This is a genomic window from Pseudomonas sp. PME37.24/025 (assembly GCF_055556615.1).
In genome coordinates, this window is the sequence record NZ_JBVHNK010000002.1 from 159,590 (window position 1) to 178,858 (window position 19,269).

The 19,269-nt window shown below is 56.8% G+C and carries 21 protein-coding genes and 1 pseudogene; 16 read left to right on the forward strand and 6 right to left on the reverse strand.

From position 1 onward, the window contains the following. The first annotated feature begins 168 nt into the window (after positions 1–168). The 10 genes from aguB to ACZ3HH_RS03960 all read left to right on the forward strand — a co-directional run bounded on the left by aguB (position 169) and on the right by ACZ3HH_RS03960 (position 8,028). Complete coding sequence (gene aguB, locus ACZ3HH_RS03915) at positions 169–1,047, forward strand: N-carbamoylputrescine amidase (RefSeq protein ID WP_095054405.1); 879 nt, start codon at positions 169–171, stop codon at positions 1,045–1,047. Between the two features lie 3 nt (positions 1,048–1,050). Next, complete coding sequence (gene aguA / locus ACZ3HH_RS03920) at positions 1,051–2,157, forward strand: agmatine deiminase (protein ID WP_465802851.1); 1,107 nt, start codon at positions 1,051–1,053, stop codon at positions 2,155–2,157. A 245-nt stretch (positions 2,158–2,402) separates the two neighbouring features. Next, complete coding sequence (locus ACZ3HH_RS03925; RefSeq protein WP_030129326.1) at positions 2,403–2,615, forward strand: hypothetical protein; 213 nt, start codon at positions 2,403–2,405, stop codon at positions 2,613–2,615. 360 nt (positions 2,616–2,975) lie between these two features. Then, positions 2,976–3,647: a DsbA family protein gene (locus ACZ3HH_RS03930; protein WP_465802853.1), complete on the forward strand. Its 672-nt coding sequence runs from the start codon at positions 2,976–2,978 to the stop codon at positions 3,645–3,647. A 17-nt stretch (positions 3,648–3,664) separates the two neighbouring features. Next, positions 3,665–4,060, forward strand: a complete 396-nt coding sequence (locus ACZ3HH_RS03935; protein ID WP_465802854.1) for a nuclear transport factor 2 family protein — start codon at positions 3,665–3,667, stop codon at positions 4,058–4,060. A gap of 235 nt (positions 4,061–4,295) precedes the next feature. Next, positions 4,296–5,582: an OprD family porin gene (locus tag ACZ3HH_RS03940; RefSeq protein ID WP_465802856.1), complete on the forward strand. Its 1,287-nt coding sequence runs from the start codon at positions 4,296–4,298 to the stop codon at positions 5,580–5,582. Between the two features lie 230 nt (positions 5,583–5,812). Beyond that, positions 5,813–6,559, forward strand: coding sequence for a 2OG-Fe dioxygenase family protein (locus ACZ3HH_RS03945; protein WP_465802858.1), 747 nt, complete (start codon positions 5,813–5,815; stop codon positions 6,557–6,559). 46 nt (positions 6,560–6,605) lie between these two features. After that, complete coding sequence (locus ACZ3HH_RS03950; RefSeq protein ID WP_465803389.1) at positions 6,606–7,019, forward strand: GNAT family N-acetyltransferase; 414 nt, start codon at positions 6,606–6,608, stop codon at positions 7,017–7,019. Beyond that, a complete protein-coding gene (locus ACZ3HH_RS03955; RefSeq protein WP_123721679.1) occupies positions 7,016–7,732 on the forward strand; it encodes an AzlC family ABC transporter permease in 717 nt (238 codons plus the stop codon). The genes ACZ3HH_RS03950 and ACZ3HH_RS03955 overlap by 4 nt, the downstream gene beginning before the upstream one ends. Further along, positions 7,711–8,028: an AzlD domain-containing protein gene (locus ACZ3HH_RS03960; RefSeq protein WP_007897518.1), complete on the forward strand. Its 318-nt coding sequence runs from the start codon at positions 7,711–7,713 to the stop codon at positions 8,026–8,028. Before ACZ3HH_RS03955 ends, ACZ3HH_RS03960 begins: the two co-directional genes overlap by 22 nt. Here the strand turns inward: ACZ3HH_RS03960 and ACZ3HH_RS03965 are convergent. Beyond that, a complete protein-coding gene (locus ACZ3HH_RS03965) occupies positions 7,945–8,871 on the reverse strand; it encodes a LysR family transcriptional regulator (protein WP_465802860.1) in 927 nt (308 codons plus the stop codon). The two genes, ACZ3HH_RS03960 and ACZ3HH_RS03965, sit on opposite strands and share 84 nt — an antisense overlap. 595 nt (positions 8,872–9,466) lie before the next feature. Next, positions 9,467–9,595: pseudogene (locus tag ACZ3HH_RS03970) on the reverse strand (DUF3077 domain-containing protein); the annotation flags it as partial. A gap of 146 nt (positions 9,596–9,741) precedes the next feature. Between ACZ3HH_RS03970 and ACZ3HH_RS03975 the strand changes: the two are divergent. The 4 genes from ACZ3HH_RS03975 (at position 9,742) to ACZ3HH_RS03990 (ending at position 12,327) form a co-directional block, all read left to right on the forward strand. Continuing rightward, positions 9,742–9,963, forward strand: coding sequence for a tautomerase family protein (locus tag ACZ3HH_RS03975; protein WP_007939483.1), 222 nt, complete (start codon positions 9,742–9,744; stop codon positions 9,961–9,963). After that, the gene (locus ACZ3HH_RS03980; RefSeq protein ID WP_465802861.1) at positions 9,960–10,616 is read left to right on the forward strand and encodes a DsbA family oxidoreductase; all 657 of its coding nucleotides are present in this window, start codon (positions 9,960–9,962) and stop codon (positions 10,614–10,616) included. Before ACZ3HH_RS03975 ends, ACZ3HH_RS03980 begins: the two co-directional genes overlap by 4 nt. 42 nt (positions 10,617–10,658) lie before the next feature. Next, complete coding sequence (locus ACZ3HH_RS03985) at positions 10,659–11,369, forward strand: SDR family NAD(P)-dependent oxidoreductase (protein ID WP_465802862.1); 711 nt, start codon at positions 10,659–10,661, stop codon at positions 11,367–11,369. Positions 11,370–11,577: 208 nt separating this feature from the next. Next, on the forward strand, positions 11,578–12,327 hold the full coding sequence (locus ACZ3HH_RS03990; protein WP_465802864.1) for a hydroxypyruvate isomerase family protein: 750 nt from the start codon (positions 11,578–11,580) through the stop codon (positions 12,325–12,327). Positions 12,328–12,754: 427 nt separating this feature from the next. Here the strand turns inward: ACZ3HH_RS03990 and ACZ3HH_RS03995 are convergent, their stop codons facing one another. The 3 genes from ACZ3HH_RS03995 to ACZ3HH_RS04005 all read right to left on the reverse strand — a co-directional run bounded on the left by ACZ3HH_RS03995 (position 12,755) and on the right by ACZ3HH_RS04005 (position 15,315). Then, positions 12,755–13,261 (reverse strand): hypothetical protein, encoded by a 507-nt coding sequence (locus tag ACZ3HH_RS03995; protein ID WP_465802865.1) that lies wholly within the window; start codon positions 13,259–13,261, stop codon positions 12,755–12,757. A gap of 82 nt (positions 13,262–13,343) precedes the next feature. Continuing rightward, a complete protein-coding gene (locus ACZ3HH_RS04000; RefSeq protein WP_465802867.1) occupies positions 13,344–13,673 on the reverse strand; it encodes a hypothetical protein in 330 nt (109 codons plus the stop codon). Positions 13,674–14,034: 361 nt separating this feature from the next. Next, positions 14,035–15,315 carry a haloacid dehalogenase-like hydrolase gene (locus ACZ3HH_RS04005; RefSeq protein WP_465802868.1) on the reverse strand — a complete coding sequence of 427 codons (1,281 nt, stop codon included), beginning with the start codon at positions 15,313–15,315 and terminating at the stop codon, positions 14,035–14,037. A 264-nt stretch (positions 15,316–15,579) separates the two neighbouring features. Between ACZ3HH_RS04005 and ACZ3HH_RS04010 the strand changes: the two genes are divergently transcribed. After that, on the forward strand, positions 15,580–16,350 hold the full coding sequence (locus ACZ3HH_RS04010) for a DeoR/GlpR family DNA-binding transcription regulator (RefSeq protein WP_465802870.1): 771 nt from the start codon (positions 15,580–15,582) through the stop codon (positions 16,348–16,350). 201 nt (positions 16,351–16,551) lie between these two features. Here ACZ3HH_RS04010 and ACZ3HH_RS04015 read toward each other — a convergent pair whose 3' ends face one another. Beyond that, a complete protein-coding gene (locus tag ACZ3HH_RS04015) occupies positions 16,552–17,475 on the reverse strand; it encodes a LysR family transcriptional regulator (RefSeq protein WP_465802872.1) in 924 nt (307 codons plus the stop codon). Between the two features lie 143 nt (positions 17,476–17,618). Between ACZ3HH_RS04015 and ACZ3HH_RS04020 the strand changes: the two genes are divergently transcribed. Then, positions 17,619–19,178, forward strand: coding sequence for an MFS transporter (locus ACZ3HH_RS04020; protein ID WP_465802873.1), 1,560 nt, complete (start codon positions 17,619–17,621; stop codon positions 19,176–19,178). The last annotated feature ends 91 nt before the right edge of the window (positions 19,179–19,269 follow it).

Genomic DNA, 19,269 nt, shown 5'->3' on the forward strand with positions numbered 1-19,269 from the left:
AGTGAATCATTTTTGACGGGTGGAATATTTATCGCTTTAAAAGCCGATTTTTATCGGCTATAAAGTCGCCACTGCCCACGGTGTGGACGAACCACGCCCGGTGCTGCCTCTGTCTGTCATCGGTCGATGCCACCCTCGACCCTCAAGCACTTGCCCAGGAGATGATTCATGAGCCGTATCGTTACCGTCGCCGCTACCCAGATGGCCTGTTCCTGGGACCTTGAAGCCAACATCGAGACCGCTGAGAAGCTGGTCCGTGAGGCCGCGGCGAAAGGCGCGCAAATCATCCTGATCCAGGAGCTGTTCGAGGCACCGTACTTCTGCCAGAAACCGAACCCTGATTACCTGCAACTGGCCACGACGGTCGAAGACAATGTCGCCATCAAGCATTTCCAGAAAGTCGCCAAAGAACTGCAGGTTGTTCTGCCGATCAGCTTCTACGAACTGGCCGGCCGCGCACGTTTCAACAGCATCGCTATCATCGATGCCGACGGCAGCAACCTGGGGATTTATCGTAAAAGCCACATCCCGGACGGCCCTGGCTACCACGAAAAGTACTACTTCAACCCGGGCGATACCGGCTTCAAAGTCTGGAATACCCGTTACGCGAAAATCGGCGTGGGCATCTGCTGGGATCAGTGGTTCCCTGAGTGCGCCCGCAGCATGGCGCTGCAAGGTGCGGAAATCCTGTTCTACCCGACCGCCATCGGCAGCGAGCCACACGACAAGACCATTTCGTCCCGCGACCACTGGCAGCGCGTGCAACAAGGCCATGCCGGCGCCAACCTGATGCCGCTGATCGCCAGCAACCGCATCGGCAACGAAGAGCAGGACGGCTACGACATTACCTTCTACGGCTCGTCGTTCATTGCCAACCCGTTTGGCGAGAAAGTCCAAGAGCTGAACGAAACAGAAGAAGGCATTCTGGTTCACAGTTTCGACCTCGATGAGCTGGAGCACATCCGCAGCGCATGGGGCTCGTTCCGTGACCGTCGCCCGAACCTGTACGGCGCGATCAAAACCCTCGACGGTTCCCTGGAGTCCTGAACCATGACCACTTTGAACAGCACCCCTCGCACCGACGGCTTTTACATGCCAGCCGAATGGGCGCCACAGACCCAGACCTGGATGGTCTGGCCCGAGCGCCCGGACAACTGGCGCCTGGGCGGCAAACCGGCGCAAGCCGCGCATGTGGCGGTGGCCAAGGCCATCGCGCGTTTCGAACCGGTGACCGTGGCGGTCTCCGCTGGCCAGTATGAAAATGCTCGTGCCCGTCTCGACGTGCCGAATATTCGTTTGGTGGAGATGTCCAGCGATGACGCCTGGGTTCGGGATACTGGCCCGACATTCGTCATCAACAACCGCGGCGAAGTCCGTGGTGTGGATTGGGACTTCAATGCCTGGGGCGGTTTCGACGGTGGTCTATATTCGCCGTGGAACCGTGACTCGCAGGTGGCGGGCAAGATCCTCGAAATCGAGCGCAGCCCGCGCTATCGCACTGAAGGTTTTGTGCTCGAAGGCGGTTCGATCCATGTCGATGGCGAAGGCACCCTGATCACCACCGAAGAGTGCCTGCTCAACCGCAATCGCAATCCGCACATGGACCGTGCACAAATCGAAGCGGTGCTCAGTGCAAATCTGGCTGTGGATAAGATCATTTGGCTGCCGGACGGTTTGTTCAATGACGAAACCGACGGCCATGTGGATAACTTCTGCTGCTACGTGCGTCCGGGCGAAGTACTGCTGGCCTGGACTGACGATCCGCAGAACCCGAACTACCCGCGCTGCCAGGCGGCAATGAACGTGCTGCAAAATAGCACCGATGCCAAGGGTCGCCCGTTCACAGTGCACAAGATGCCGATTCCGGGGCCGCTGTATGCCACCGAAGAAGAGTGCGCAGGTGTCGATCCGGTGGATGGCACTCAGGAACGCAATCCAACCGTTCGTCTGGCTGGCTCTTATGTGAACTTCCTGATCGTCAACGGCGGCATCATCGCGCCAAGTTTCGACGACCCGTTGGACGGTCCGGCCAAGGAGATTTTGCAGGCTTTGTTCCCGCAGCATGAAGTGGTCATGGTGCCGGGTCGCGAACTGTTACTGGGGGGCGGTAACATCCACTGCCTTACCCAACAACAGCCCGCGCCGCACAAGGAGTGAGTGAGGACGTAACAGCTTGAGTTGATTGAAGAATCGATTGAGCAACGATTTAGCCTCGTTATTTCACAGAAAGCCCGCAGCCCATCAGGACTGCGGGCTTTTTTGTATCCACTTGTCGACACTTCGAAAACATTGGCACAGCTCTTGTATCTTCGATGGCGCAACATGGGGAGGGAGAGAACTTCGATGTTCTGTCATAAACCTTGGATAAGTTAGCCGCTCACAAACCAGGAGAGAGCGCTGAGATGAACGCCGAAATGAACGTCGTGAGCGAGCGGGCACTGCATCCCCTGGCAGTTAATAGCGAATCGCTCCAGGTCTTGGCGCAGTGGTTGAAGTCCAATGGAACGCGTCAGATCAGGGAGCCTGATCCGCGCCGGATGATGATCGAGCGCTACCCCGCTGGTTTATTCAGCGAGGCGGAACTGGAAGCACTGTGGGATGTAATGGAAGGATAAGAAGAAAAACAACGGATTGATGAAAGCGCTGCCGGGAAGGCGGCGCTTTTTTTTGGGGCGAAGGATTTTTTGTAATCACTGAAAATCAACTGTGGGAGCGAGCCTGCTCGCGATGGCGATCTTACAATCAACGAATATGTTGAATGTAATGGCCTTATCGCGAGCAGGCTCGCTCCCACATGGTTTTTGCATTGTTTAGAAGATATAGGTTCCGGTCATGTCGGCCATAACCTGGCGGAAACAGAAAGTATTCGACCGATTCATGAAACAGACTGAAAGCCATTCCAGCGTTTTTCCGAAACTGTCTGGGGATTAACCTGCCGGCATCGAGTTTTCCTACTTTGTTGCCGGAGCTTTCCCATGATCCTTCACTATATTTACGACCCATTGTGCGGTTGGTGCTATGGCGCCAAACCATTGGTCCAGGCCGCACAAGCCGTGTTGCCGGTGATCGCCCACGGTGGCGGCATGATGACCGGCGCCAACCGTCAGACCGTTTCGCCACAACTGCGCAATTACGTCATGCCCCACGACCGACGCATCGCCGAATACACCGGCCAGCCGTTTGGCGAAGCGTATTTTGAAGGTCTGCTGCGCGATGAGACGGCGGTGTTCGATTCCGCGCCGCCGATTGCCGCCGTGCTGGCAGCCGAGCAAATCGCTGGACGCGGGCTAGCATTGCTGGGGCGTTTGCAGACGGCTCATTACGTGGAAGGTCGACGCATCGCAGACGAAGCCGTTCTGCTGGAGCTCGCCACACAGACCGGCCTTGAACCTGAGGCGTTCCAACAGGCATTTAATGAAGCCGACACCGAGCGCCATATCAAGGACAGTCGCGCACTTTTGGCCAAGGTCGGTGGTCAGGGTTTCCCGACTTTCGCACTGGAACAGGATGGCCAATTCACCCTGGTCGACATCGGCCCGTGGCTCGGCAAACCACAAGCTTTCGCCCAATGGCTGGGTCAGTCGTTTGCGGCAAAAGAGTCTTCATCCGCGTTTCAAGCCTGTGGCCTCGACGGCTGCGCCCATTGAATTCACCTGGAGTCACCATGGATAACCTGAGCCTGATCAAAAGCACGTACGAAGGCGCCAACTCCCAGGAGAATGCGCGCAATACCGCCGCGGCGCTGGCCGATGACGCCCGCTGGACCGAAGCGGCGGGTTTCCCCTACGCCGGGACCTATGTCGGTTTCGACGCTATCGTCGAAAACGTCTTCAAGCGTCTGGCCACCGAATGGGAAGATTTTCAGTTCAAGGTCGAGAACTACGTCGCACAGGGCGACAAGGTATTTGCCTACGGTAATTACAGCGGAGTCTACAAAGCCACTGGCCGCCCGATGAATGCTCGGGTCGCTCACTTGTGGACCCTGGCTGACGGCAAAGTTACGCATTTCGAACAATTCGTCGACAGCCACACCGTGCAATTGGCTATCGCTGACAAGTGATTTCTTAGAAGATTTTCGCCTATTTACAGACGATTCCTGAAATTGACACCTTATTAAGGGCGCGGATAGGATGCGCCCAACGCCTGTGGCTAACCGCCATGACTCACAAAACAATAAAAGGCCCGCCGCGAAGTTTCGTGGGCGGGCCTTTTTGTTTTGGGGTGAAAAAAGAGCGCGATAGCGCCGTTTCAGTGGTTCGACACAGCGCGTATCAACCCGTAATAAGGAAAATAACATGTTGAACAAGCGAATCAGCCTGATCGCACTGGGGATGTTGAGCGCCACTCAGGCCATGGCTAACGACCAAGCCGAGTCCAAAGGTTTTGTTGAAGACAGCAGCCTCAAAGTGCTGCTGCGCAACGCCTACATCAATCGTGACTATAAAGATGGCAACCCGGACAAAGCCGAATGGGGCCAAGCGGCCATCGGTACTTTCTCGTCCGGTTTCACCCAAGGCACCGTTGGTGTGGGTGTGGATGCCTTCGGTCTGTACGCACTGCGTCTGGATGGCGGCAAGGGCCGTAGCGGCGCCGGTGGTATCGACTTCTTCAAGCAGGGCGACAGCGGCAGTGCAGCTAACGACTTGTCGAAGGGTGGCGCGGCAGTCAAGTTCCGCCTCTCCAGCACCACGCTGACCTATGGCGACCAGATGCCGGCCCTGCCGGTGCTGAACTACGACAACTCGCGCCTGCTGCCGGAAAGCTACACCGGCACCCTGATCACCTCCAGGGAGATCAAGGGTCTGGAGTTGAACGCAGGTCGCTTCACCGCTGAGTCGCGCAAAAGCGCTGAAGGCCGTGATAGCGGTGGGTTGAAGTCGATCAACGTGTTGGGCGGTAGCTACCAGTTCACTGAGCAGTTCAAGGCTGCGTTGTACGCGTCCGACGTCGAAGACGTGCTGAAGAAACAATACGTGAACGCCAACTACGTGTTCCCGATCGACAAGGATCAGTCCCTGACCCTGGACTTCAACGGCTATCGCACCAAGCTGGACGATTCCTATGTCCGTGAAAGCGGTGCCACCGGTGACGACAACAAGATCTGGAGCCTGGCAGCGACCTTCGCCACCGGCCCGCACTCGTTCACTCTCGCTCACCAGCGCAGCACCGGCGACAGCAACCTGGGCTACGCCTACGGAGGCTATCAGAAGGATCAAGGTCGCGTCGGTGACGGCGGCAACACCATCTATCTGGCGAACTCCTACTGGTCCGACTTCAACGCCGAAGACGAACGCAGCTGGCAGCTGGGCTACGGTCTGGACTTCAGCACCTTCGGCATTCCGGGCCTGAGCTACAACGTTGCCTACGTGCGCGGTGACAACATCACCACCTCCACCAGCGAAGGCGGCACCGAGCGCGAGATCTTCAACCAGTTCAAGTACGTCGTGCAAAGCGGCCCGGCCAAAGACCTGAGCGTAAAACTGCGCAGCTCGATCCTGCGCGTGTCGCACAAATCCAGCGAGTACAACGTCAGCGGCAACGAACTGCGCGTATTTGTGGATTACCCGATCAACATCTTCTGATGATCGATTGAGTTGTTCAGACTCGATAAAAACCCGACTGGTTCGGGTTTTTTTTCGCCTCATAACCGTAAAAAAGCACCGGAAACGACTGTTTTTGATCGTAAAAAGTCGAATTAAAGCAACTTCATACCGCGTTTCAAACAGCGCTTGATATGCCTGAAATTCTTTCTCATGGGCCGCAAATCCTGCACCTACTAGATTAAGCCGCTAAATGCAGCGGAGACCTAGTAATGATCGTTTTAAACAGAGAAGTTGGCGAATCGCTACGGCGCGACAAATATGTCAACGTCAAGGGAGCTGACTTCAATCTGTTCGGTCATTTTTCCGACTTCGTCAGATTGACCAAAAGTTGGGAAAGCATGGAGCCGGACAGTTATTACGGCCAGGCCGATGCGGGCATGCGTTTTCGTCGTTACAGCGATTTCGAATACAACCCGCTCACCCGCGACTTGAAGCAACTGGAACACCGCGCCTACGTGCAATCGAAGGCCAACAACAGCTACGTCGGTGGATTGGAGCGGCACTTCCAGGACTTCTCCAATGAAGTCATTAATTCGCCGGTGATGCGCAGCCTCATCGATGCGGATTTCGAGGTGTACAAAAACGTATTGCCGCCTGAGTTGCACGACGAAATCTGGCAATGCCAGATCCATCAGATCCGCATCGAGATCAAGCCGGGCAAGCAACTGGAAATTACCCCTGAAGGTATTCATTGCGACGGTTATCCGTTCAGCGGTGTGCATTTCTGGGGCCGCAACAACGTGGATGGGGCGGAGAGCCGTTTGTATTCGGCCCAAGAGGAGCAATTGGCGGCGACGACCTATCTGGAAATCCTCGACACCACCTATTTCCTCGATCGCGACATGCGTCACTACGTGACGCCGGCACGCAACACCCACGCTCACGAAATGGCCTATCGGCAGATTCTGGCCATTTCCTTCTCGCGGCCCGGGACCGCTTTCGACATTGTTCGCTGAACAGCTGGACCCCATGATGCACATTGCCGAGTGCCCTGCACCGGTGATGCTGCAGCGCGCGACGGCCAAGGATGCCCAGCGCCTGGAACGCTTCTTTCGGCAATTCGAAGAAGTGTCGTTCTGTGAATGGCAGGATGCCAAATGTCTGAGCGGAGTGTTGGTGCAAAAAACCACCGCTGCGTTCCTCGCTCTCGATATCCGTGGCGAAGTGGTCGGCGCGGTGTTGGGCGGCATGCTTGGCAGCCGTGGCACCATCAATCACTTGGCGGTGAGCCCGGTATATCGCAGCCAGGGCGTTGGTCAGCGCCTGGTGGAAGCGGCTTCGGCAGACATGAAACGGGTCGGTGTGCTGCGGATGTTCCTGTTCGTCGACGATGCTAACCTTGCCGGCAAACGTTTTTGGAGTGCCCAGGGCTTTTGTGAGCCGCGCGGCGAAACGACCTTTGAGAGGGACTTATGAATGAGACGTCCAGCAGTCAGCCGCTGATGGTCGAGCCGCAGCCCTCGCGCACGTTCGCTGAAGCCAGCCCGGTTATTGCGGGCTACTTCACAGTGTCGTTTGTGTTCGGTTTGATGGCCGTCAATGCCGGATTGCCCGTGTGGCTGCCGGTCGCGATGTGTCTGTTCGTCTACGCCGGTGCCTCGCAGTTCGCCGCCCTGGCGCTGATCTCAAGCGGCGCGTCACTGACCACCATCATCCTCACCACGTTTCTGATCAATGCGCGGCACATGCTGATGTCGGTCTACATGGCCAAGGCCTTGCAGGCGATGGGGCTCAGTCGTCTCGAGCGTTGGTGTTATGCGGGTGGGCTGACCGATGAATCGTTCGCCTTCCACAGCGTCAAGCTGGGCAAGGGCACGCCGGTCAATGTGCGTTACCTGATCGGCTTCAATTTGTATTGCCACACGTCGTGGGTGCTCGGCGGTTTGCTGGGCGCGATCTGCGCGCAGTACGCGGCGCACCTGATCAAATATCAGCTCGACTATGCACTGACCGCGATGATGCTCTACGTGCTGGTATCGCTGTGCAACACCCGCAACAAACTGATCGCCGCACTGGCCGCGGTTGCCTGCATGGGGGCCCTGAGCCTGATCGGCAGCTCACCCTTCAACGTGTTCATTGCCACATTTGTGGGCTGCGGGGTGGGTGTATGCCTGACCAAACGTTCCTGATCCTGGTCGTCGCGCTGATGATGGCCGTGACCTTCCTGCCGCGCGCATTGCCGTTGCAGGTGAGCACTGACCATTGGCCACCCCTGGTCGCCCGGGCGCTGGAATACCTGCCGGTGGCGATCGTCGCTGCAATCAGCCTCACGCCGCTGTTGATCAAGGATCAGCATGTGCAGCTCGATCGCCCGGAATTTTATGCAGCCATTCCGACGTTGTTATGTGCGTATTTCAGCAAAAACCTCTTTCTCAGCGTAGCGGTGGGAACGGCTGCGTACATCGCGCTCGGATCGTTCATGTAGCGGCAGAGTGACCACGTCGTTCAAGGCCTGGCCCGACAACTCGGGGTTATTGACCGCCAGCCGTACTTCAAGGGAATCCTCGAAACCCGGGAAAATGGTCAAGCCGTTACGCAGGGCCGCCTCACGGGAAACCATGCCGAGGCCGTCCATTTGCGTGATCAACGACAGGGTCAGGGTCTCGCTGCAGGAATAGATCATCCGCTTGCCTGACTCGTAATTACCAAGGCCGGCGTCGAGAAAGCGCAAGAAGCTGTGGGAATACGGACAATCGTCGGCAGGACGAACCTGAAACTTATTGCCGAGCAGCATCAGTGGATCGTTTTCCTGACCGCAATGAGCACCGACCACCTGCACTTGTACATCGGGCAGGGCAATGCTGGGCAACCCCGGGTGTTGCGGCCCGATCAGCACGGCCAGATCAAAGTCCTCATTCTTCAACTTGCTGAGGTTTTCCATCGACTCGGCGTAGCTGAATTCCAGTTGATAATCAGGAAACACTTCAATGAGGCGCCCGATCATGCGCCGGTTGAAGTCGGCCGAGAGCGTGGTGTTAAGCGCAACCTTGAGCGTGCGCTGCCCAGGCACTTTGAGCGCGGCGGCTTTTTCTTCCAGTTGCCGCGTAGCAACCAACACTTTGTCCATATAGGGCGTGAGCTCCGTGCCCTGCGTTGTCAGAGTCAGCCCCTTGTTGGAGCGACGAAACAACCGAAAACCGAACTGCTCTTCGACCTTGTTCAACTGCGCGGCCAATGCCTGCACGCTCAAACAGGAATGCTCTGCCGCCGCCGACAATGAGCCGGTCTGCACAATGCGCATGAGGTTACGTAAGGTTCTGCTATCCATTGGGGTAATGCCCTCTAAAGTGGGCTGGCTATTGTTGTGTACCTGGCCGCCCCGGTGGGCGTCGGTCGCGTGCTGGCTATGATCCTGCACCTGAGCATGCTTGTCCCGAGTTTAGTAGCGAAATGATTCTGCGCCCGATGGTTGGAGGCTTACACGGGATTAAGGTTTTTGGTGAGGTATAGATGATCGGAGCAAAAAATGGCCCGGACGGGAGAAGTGTGGGCTTTTTCTGAGTGACGGTTTATCAACGAAACCTTTTCCCAAGGCAAAAAAAAGCAGCCTGATCAGGCTGCTTTCATGAAAAGGTGCTTGATATTGTGCTCCCTCAAGCAGGGGAGGAGAGGTTTACCCTAGCGCTGATTTTCAGGTTATCAACGGGGCTCCTACATCGACTATCGCCACCTGAAGGCAGTCGGTTTCGCGCTCTCGATTAAATTGTCTGCCCGTGTGATGAGGGTGTCAACGGGTGTATTTGACCGTGTGTCGGCGTCTTTTTTGGGCGGTATTTGAAGTCAGCGAAGTGTGAGCCGGAAATGAAAGAGCCCCGAATCAATGGGGGTTCTTTCATGCATGCGGCTCAGGTTTAGTGACGACGTTACTGGCTACGATTGTTACCCGGTGCGTCGAGGACCCTCACCACATCATCGATGATCGCCTTACTCATTTCCTGCAAATAATGCGACGCCCAGGCATGCCGGTCGGTGTCGCGAACCATGGCGGCGTCTGGGTTTTCAGTACAGACCTCAACTCATTACACCAAGTAACTAATGATGTTCCCGCGCCCACCTTTATCCCCCTGACTCAACCTCATACATTCCTCTCCAACGCCTCCCCATCATTCCGATGAGAAGGTCACTGGAGATTTCCCCCATGCCTTTCGTAAGCGTACGTATCACCCGCGATGGCGTTACCTCAGAGCAGAAAGCTCAGGTGATCGCCGAAATCACTGAAACCCTGGAACGCGTCCTCAACAAACGCCCGGACCTGACCCACATCGTGATCGAAGAAGTCGACACCGATAACTGGGGCTATGCCGGGATCACCACCACCCAGTACCGCAAGCAACTGGCTGAGGCGGAAGGGCAGTCATGACCGCGTCCGTCACCATCGATTTCGTCTCCGATGTGGTGTGCCCATGGTGCGCTTTGGGCGCCACGGCGCTGGAGCAAGCGATCGAGAACGTGGCCGGTGAAGTCTCCGTCGAGCTGACCTTCAAGCCATTCGAATTGAACCCGGACATGCCTGCAAAAGGTGAGAACGCGATCGAGCACTTGATGCACAAGTACGGGCGCAGCGCCGAGGAAGTCGCCGCCGGCAAAGCGATGCAGATCGCTCGCGGTGAGGCCATCGGGTTCAAGTTCGATCTGGAGAAGCGCAGCCATTTCTACAACACGTTTGATGCTCATCGGCTGTTGTTGTGGGCGTTGCAGGAAGGGCGGCAGGTCGCGCTCAAGCGAGCATTACAGCGCGCTTACTTCGCCGCCGGTCAGAACCCGAGCGATCACCAGACGCTGGTGCGTTTGGCGGCTGAGGCAGGACTGGATGCGGAGCGTGCAGGCGAGGTGCTGGCCTTCGGAGCGTTCGCCAACGAGGTCCGTGAGCTTGAGGCGTTTTACCGCGAGCGCGGCATTAATTCGGTACCGGCAATGGTGCTTAACGGTCGTCACCTGGTGTTGGGTTCGCAATCGGTCGAGTACTACGAACAGATGCTGAGGCAAATGGCGCAGGCCACCGCCGAAGCCTGATTGATCACTTTTCAAACCATCATTTATTAGTAGAGGTTCATCATGAGCAATTCGAAAAAAGTCATCGTTATTACTGGCGCCTCCCAAGGTCTCGGCGCAGGCATGGTCAAGGCCTTCCGTGATCTCGATTACCGGGTTGTCGCCACTTCGCGTTCGATCCAGCCGTCCACTGACCCGGACGTTCTCACCGTTGCTGGCGACATCGGCGACCCCGCGGTCGCCCAGCGAGTCATCCGTGAAACGATCGAACGTTTCGGCCGTATCGACACCCTGGTCAACAACGCCGGGATCTTCGTCGCCAAGCCGTTCACCGCCTACACCCACGAAGACTACGCAGCGGTGTTGTCGGTGAACCTGAATGGTTTCTTCTACATCACCCAACTCGCGATCACCGAGATGGAAAAACAGGGCCGCGGCCACATCGTCAACATCACCACCAGCCTGGTGGACCATGCCATCGACGGTGTGCCGTCAGTACTGGCGTCGTTGACCAAGGGTGGCTTGAACGCTGCGACCAAGTCCCTGGCCATCGAGTATGCCAAGCGCGGAATTCGGGTGAACGCGGTTTCCCCGGGCATCATCAAAACGCCGATGCATGGTGAGGAAACTCACGAAGCACTGGGGAATTTGCACCCGGTTGGGCATATGGGTGAGATCAGCGACATTGCGCAGGCTGTTGTTTACCTGGACAGTGCCAACTTTGTCACCGGCGAGATCTTGCATGTCGATGGTGGGCAGAGTGCGGGGCACTAAGACCTGGTTTTCCAAAGCCCAGAAACAACAAAGCCATCGTATTTCTACGAGGGCTTTGTATCGTATGGTACGGGCACCAGGAGTCGATGGCTCCCGATGGAATCGGGAACACAACATTCGGGATCAGATAGGCGCTTTGAATGTGGGGTTCATGAAGCAGTTACAATGTATGTAAAAGCCATAAATCACTACATGGATGTTTACCAATATGCTCAAGTTCAATGCTCATCTCGGTTTCCAATTCAATGAGTTGCCCTTTCTGCAGCGCATCGAAGCTGCCGCAGCAGCTGGTTTTCGGGCGGTGGAGTTCCCATCGCCCTATGAGTTCGACGCGAGTCTCCTGGCCGACCACTTGGCTCAATACAGTCTGCCGCTGATTCAATTCGCTGCACCGGCTGGCGTTACCAAAGGCATCGCGGCCTTGCAGGGCAAGGAAGAGGAATTTCGCAGCGGGTTGCTCCAGGCCGCCAGCTATGCAAAGGCGCTGGCGTGTTCGGATGTCCACCTCATGTCTGGAGTTACGACGCAGGATGGGGCAGCGCTTATCTTCGAGGGCAACCTGGAATATGCAGTCAAGTACTTCGAAGACCAGGGTTTGCGGCCGCTTATCGAAGTGATCAGTTCGCAGGCGATGCCGGGCTATTACATGTCTGACTTCAACAAGGCGCAACAGGTGCTGGAGACCTTCCCGAGTGTTGGGCTGATTCTCGATCTTTACCATGCCCAGCTTCTGACTGGAGACGCAGCAGATGTTCTGGCCCGGTTTTATGACAGAACAGTCCATGTGCAAATTGCCGACTGCCCGGGTCGTCACGAACCGGGAACGGGGAGCATCGACTTTGCTGCCTTGTTCGCGGCGCTGGAGCAGCGTGGCTATCCAGGATGGATCGGCTGTGAATACCGTCCTTCCGGTTCGACCGTTGCGAGCCTTGACTGGATAAAGCAGCTAAGTGCTTAGTGCTTGCGACGCGTGAATGGGATTCGGATTCACGTACGGCAGAAACAACAAAGCCCTCGCATTTCTGCGAGGGCTTCGTTTTGTATGGTGCCGGCACCAGACGAACGGTATGTTTCGGCGAGACTAGGTTTTTCGGGCGTCTGGAGTTCGGTGGAAAACTCGGCGTACCCCAACTAGTAACTATAAATAAATCAGCTAGTTATGGCGTTCGGTGGAATCGAACTCGGGATTTTTTAGATGTCAGCACGTTGTCCGTCTGCAAGTAATTCAGAGCCGCATACGGAATGGTAAACCTCCCGAATTCGAACGTTGTTGATCATCCCCTCCGTCGAGAATAGGTAGGAATCCGCCAAAAGCTGCCGTGGCGACAGGCAGCAGACGGCCAGGAGCGGACGTTCACAGTCCTGCAAGCTCAAAAACTAACAGCCTATCGCACAGCCACCCTTGCGGGCCAAATCCAACTCAGGAACCCAGCTGTAAACTCAAGCAGCTCTCGGTTGATCTGGTCGATTGTCCCAAATGTCCCGCTTTCAGCCAGACTGTAGGCGTCGTCGAAGTATCCGCACAGGCTAAGAGCGTCGGGAAAATTACAGTTCGCCTTAATCCAAGACCGATACATTCCCTCGGCTAAAACCTTTCCGAAGTCAGGGACATCGAGAAGTTTTTTATGTGCTGCAGCTAATACGTAAGGCAGTATCTCTGCACTGCTCATGGACGGTGTTACGACTCGCAGCAATTGCCTTGCCGTGTCGAACCGGTTTGATTTACCCATCAGAGCAAGCTCTATCAGCTCATAGGGAGGACTAGCTTGGCCATTTATCTCTTCATCCGCCCAGCGAACGATGTCAGGAACTTCAAGGACATGGAGCTCTAACGCCTCTTTTAAGTACGCGACCTGAATGCTCATGCTGGGGTTAGATGCGGATTCTGTCATGCGGCCCTCCGGTTTTACTTACCATTTGGTACTAGCCGGACAGTGGCTTGCAGCCGGCTGCTTAACGGGGTGTCAGGCTTGCTTACTCAGTTTTTTGCCAGCGTCGAGCAAGACTGAAAGCTTTGTGTCGAATGGACTGCGAAAGCACTTTCCGAGATGAGCATTGATGCAACAGTTCGGATAGGTTGTGGTCAACAGGAAATCCTTCGTCCAGCCATTTGATCGCAAGCTGAGACCAGTACTCAGAGTCAGACTCCAGCGCTGTTACAAGCAACTGGCGCAACGATACCTCTGCTGGTAATGAGCTTCTGATTTCCAGAGCTGATATGGCGACAGAAAGGTCGAGCTTTACGGCGTCGTACGGTTTTTCAAGCAGTGGCAGCAACCAAACGTAGCTAAAACGCGGAGTCATTGTCTCAAGAATCTCATATGGCTAACTCGCTGACGGCCAATCCCCCTTTCGGGACGACCACTTATGATCATAGCTTTTTGAAATAGCTTCCGAATCGATGAGGCGTTCAAAAGACACCTCGACCGGCCGCTTTGGGTCGTTTTCTGCCATTCGCGACGGGCAGAAAACGGCCAAAAGCTACCTGTGGGGCGCGTTCCCGAAAACCTGGGGCAACTCACAATTTTGACTCGATACTACTTACAGACTCACTCGGGCCGGCAGCGGTACCGATTTTCCGACGCAGAATCATCATTCCCGCAGATACAAGGCGAGTTGCACTGCGGCTCGCGGATGGCCGCCGGCCACCCGCGAGCCAGTGCCATCAAGCCAGCAGCTTAAGCTCGTCTTTACCGTACTTGAGCGATTTCTCGTCTGGAATCATCAGGCCGGTGTGCTCGTCGCGCCCCTGCAGGACGAAGCGGGCGCCCGGCTTGCCCAGTTGGGTAGCGGCCTGCTGGCTGTCGGCGCCGATCTCGCCCTTCTTCATGCGGTTGACGATCACCCCCACCGCCGTATCGTTGAAGTCGCGCAGCATCCAGGCATCGCCATCGCTGTCGCCAGCCACCAACACCGGGCCATAGCCCTTCTGTTTAACCAGCACGTTCTTGATGCCGACGGTCTTGCCCGGACCGTAATTGAAGTGCCAGTCTGGCTGATAGCGAGTGGTGTACTTGCCGTCCTCCATCGCCATGCGCAGGCCGATCACGTTCTCAGGCGGCACGCCGTATCCGTAATGAGGATTGCCCGCGAACACGCGTACCACATCGTCGATCGAGGCGGTGCTGACATAGACGTCGATGCCGTTGGCGCGCAGCGTGTGCATCAGGCCACGAATCTCCTCATGGATACGAATGCCATGGAAGTGGGTATCGGCCACCACCCCGGTCCTGCCCGGTAATGTGCGCGAACTCTCGTACTTGACCTTGCGCAGCGCGTCGCCGATGGCGTAGTTGTTGGAAGCCTCGGCCATCGCCTGCAACTCAGCCGTGGTCATGTTCTTGTAGAAATACAGAATCCACTTGTAGCCGATCTCTACCGGGTAACTGTCGCAGATCGCGTCGTACATGAAGTAGAGCTTGGCGAGAAAATCCTTGTACTGCTCGCTGGCCTGGATCTCTTCCAGGCTCTTGTCGCCAGCGAGCCCCTTGTAGTTGGCGTGCAACCAGCGGTAATCCGCTTCCACATCGCTGGCGATGTCTTCCATCTTGACCGGCTTGCCGTCCACCGTGGTGTAGTCCTTCATGAACGCGCCGTTCGGTACGTCCTGACGCACCACAGCAGCGAACTCATCAGGCGTTAGCTTGTACTGCAAATAATTGATCTGGTAGACCAGCAGCGCTTCTTCACAGTCGTTCATGATGCAGGTGTTGTCCCAGTCGAACACCGCGTATGGGCGCTGGTCAGGACGGTAGGACGCGCTTTTGACGCCGTGTTCATCGATAACCGCTTGCAGACGCTTTTGGTTAAGCGGCGACCAGCGCGCTGGGTCCAGCGCACTCGGTGTGGCCGGAGGCGTGGCGGCTTGCGTTATACGGGATGACAACAACAGTGGAGATACGACGGAAACGGTGGCGAGGGTGTTCAGAAACTGGCGACGCTGCATGGCATAGCTCCTACTTCTAGACGAGAGGTTACAACCGAGGCGATGGCGAAAGCGTGTTTCGAAATACGGACGAGGGGAAAAACCCGTCCGGCCACGAGGCTAGCTCCAAATACACAAAAAAACAATATTGCCTCAATATTGCACAAATATGGCGCGCAGACAGTGTCAGCTCAATGATCCTGGGGCCGCGCCAAACTTGACAGCGACTGACGCCCCTCCACAATGCGTGCTCGCACAGCGACTTGAACAGCAGGGACACCCGGTATGTGGCAAGAAGAGCGTTACCAGCGGATCCGCGCACTACTATCGACCTTGCAGCGCGTCACCACCGACCGCATCGTCACGGAGCTGAATGTTTCTCGCGAGACTGTGCGGCGCGACCTGGTCGCTCTGGAAGAACAGGGAGAGTTGAAGCGGATACACGGCGGCGCCATCCGCGTTGAGGACGAAGCGCCCATCGCCGAGCGGGCGCAAAGCAACGTCAAGTTCAAGCGTGACCTCGCGCGCGCCGCGGTCAGTCTGCTGTCGCATGGGCAGACAGTGTTCATCGACGCGGGCACCACCACCGTCATCCTTGCCGAAGAGTTGGCCAAGCTGGGAGGACTGACCGTGATCACCAACTCGTTCACCGTGGCACTGCAACTGCGCAACCCCGCCGCGTCGGGCGGTCGGCACAACGAGGTGCTCGTACTGGGCGGTTCACTCGACGATCGTGCGCCGGCGACGGTCGGAAGCACCACGGTGGCGGAAATTGCCCGCTATCGGGCCGACCTGGCGCTGTTGTCGCCAGTCGGCATCGACGCCCAGCGCGGTGCCAGCAACTACGACCACCGCGAAGCCGAAGTGGCGCGCGCCATGGCCGACAATGCCGAAGGCGTAGTCATCCTCGCCGATTACAGCAAGATTGGCGTGGAGAGCCGCGTCGCTTTCTGCCCGCCAGAACGCATCGACGTGCTCATCACCAACCACAAAGCCAGTACCGAAGCGGCGTTCGCCGCACTGAACGCCAAGCTGAAACGTATTGTCCTGGTGTAGCGGTGGTTTGGCGGTTACAACAGGCATTGACGCAGCGTGATGCTCAAGCGCAGACAACCGGGTAGATCTTGCACGATGCGACTCTCGGCGCTGGCAAACTGACGGTAACTGTATTGGCTGCAATCGCCTGCAATGGGTCGTTTGCAGCCCTCCGCGACAGGCTGCAAACGACCCTCAACGGACGGTCAGCGATTACCGGCTTCATGAGCGAGTTACAGCTGGTCTGTCGACGGACGGGATAGCAAACAGATACTCGGCAGCAAAGTCCACGAATACGCGGATCTTCGGTGAAAGATGGCGACTGGACGGCCACAACGCCCAGAACTGCCCTTGATCTTCGCTGTGCCCGTCGAGCACCGTTTCCAGGTGCCCCTGGGCGATAGCTTCGCGGGCCAGGAAGTCCGGGACAAATGCGATACCGTGCCCATTCACCACGGCCATCAGCATGGCTTCCATGTTGTTCAATGTCAGGGCGGTTGGCAGGCGTAACTGCGTGAACTGGGGGGCCGAAGACATACTCCAGTCCATTATTTTACCCGTCGTGACAAATCGGTAACGCAAGCACTCGTGATGCTCCAGGTCACTGATAGTGACGGGCCGTCCCTTACGCTGCAAATAGTCAGGCGATGCGCACAGGACAAACTTAAAAGGCCCCAGCTTGCGTGCCATCAGCTTGGAGTCGGCCTGCCTACCGCTGCGAATCACCACGTCAAAGCCTTCATCGATCACATCCACCAATTGGTCGTTGAAGTCCAATTCCAGCTCAATCTCCGGGTAGGCTTTGCGAAACCGCGCCATATGGGGCAAGAGAAAGCGATAACCGATGGTGGGCAAGCTGACGCGTAACTTTCCACGGGGTTCCTGTGTGGCATGGGAAAGCATCGCCCGGGCATCTTGAAGATCGTCGAGGATCTTGCGGCAGCGTTCATAGAACAACTGTCCCTCCGCAGTCAGGCTGACTTTGCGGGTGCTGCGGTGCAATAACCGCACATTCAGCGAAGCCTCAAGTTTGGCGACGTTTTTGCCCACGGCCGAGGCAGAAATCCCCAGCGCCCTGGCGGCGCTGATGAAACTGAGCGCCTCGGCGGTTTTTACGAATGAGATCACCCCACTAAGACTGTCCACAACTCGATTACATCCTTTTGGTTCACTATAAGTGGAATAAAAGCCCGTTTATCTTCGATTGTATCCTAACTAGAGTGTACGAACGATCGCGCGCCTCGGCCTGGACAGCACGGATACTTCATAGATATGCAGGGAATCACCTAATGAACTCAGCTACCGCACCGCTGCCGGCCCATGGCCGGCACTCCATATTGGCTGCAATTTGCCTCGCCGCCTTGGTATTGCCCATGAGCTTTACCGGCGGGGCAGTGGCCACGCCGTTCATTGGTCAAACCTTTGATGCCCATCCCACGGAACTGGCCTGGATCACTAATGCCTTCATGCTTAGCTTCGGCAGCCTGCTGATGGCCACCGGCACCCTCGCAGACCTCTACGGACGCAAGCGACTGTTCATGTGCGGCATGGCGTTGTTTGCACTGGTGTCGATCCTGTTGGCGGCGGTCCCCGATATTTTCTGGCTGGACCTGTTGCGTGGCGTGCAAGGCATCGCCGCGGCGGCAGCCCTGGCCAGCGGTTCGGCGGCACTGGCGCAGGAATTTGATGGGCATGCCAGAACTCGTGCTTTCAGCCTTCTGGGCACCACTTTCGGGGTTGGCCTGGCCTTCGGTCCTTTGTTATCGGGGTTGCTGATCGAGTACTTGGGCTGGCGCGCAATTTTCCTTTTCACGGCCCTGCTCGCCATCCTTTCCTTGATATTTGCCCTGCCGAAAATGCGCGAAAGCCGCGACCCGCAAGCACAGCGTCTGGATACGCCCGGCGTGCTGACGTTTTCCGGCCTGCTGATCATGTTTACCACGGCGGTGATCTTGGCACCTGAGCAGGGCTGGGGCTCGCCGGTCGTCCATGCGCTGCTTGGCGCGTCGGCGGTCTTTTTGCTGCTGTTTATCATTGTTGAAAATCGGGCGAAACATCCGATGCTGGAACTGGGTCTATTTCTGTTTCCGCGCTTTGTCGGTGTACAGATCCTGCCGATCGGCACCTGCTATTGCTACATCGTCTTGATCGTATTGCTGCCGTTTAGGTTTATCGGCGTGGAAGGGGCCAGTGCCTTTGAAGCGGGGCTGATGATGTTGGCACTCTCTGCCCCGATGCTGATTGTCCCGATCATTGCCGCGTCGCTAACTCGCTGGTTGTCGGCGGGCGTACTCTGCGCAATCGGTTTCGTGATCGCAGCGGCCGGGCTCTACTGGCTGAGTACGATCCCGGTCGGCACGCACGCGCAGATCATCGCGGCCATGCTGCTGACCGGTATCGGTACAGGCCTGCCCTGGGGTTTGATGGATGGTTTGTCGATCAGCGTGATCCCCAAGGAACGGGCGGGGATGGCCGCTGGTATTTTCAACACGACGCGGGTGGCCAGCGAGGGTGTCGCCCTGGCGATCACTGTTGCGGTGCTGACGGCTCTGGTCGCACACCATCTGAGCATCAGTACCTCGGTCAAACTGTCCGCCGTTGACTATTCAACTATCGCGCAACGCCTGGTGATGGGTGATATCCAGCACGTGAGCACTGACGCCAGCCAAATCCCGTTGACGATGCTGCGCTTGGCCTATACCGCAGGATTCAACACCTTGTTGCAACTGCTGGCGATGTTCACGTTATTCACTGCCTTCGTGGTCTTTATATTCCTAGGACGTCAAAGCGAAATTTGCGTCGGCGCCGAATCCACGCCCGATGTCGCCCGTCTCTCATCGGGTACCTGAAAGGCGCTTTGGAGCCATGCCTGATGTCGCCCAACACACACTTCACGCCGCTGATTCTAGCGGGCATTGGCCGATTACTGCCTGTCACGAA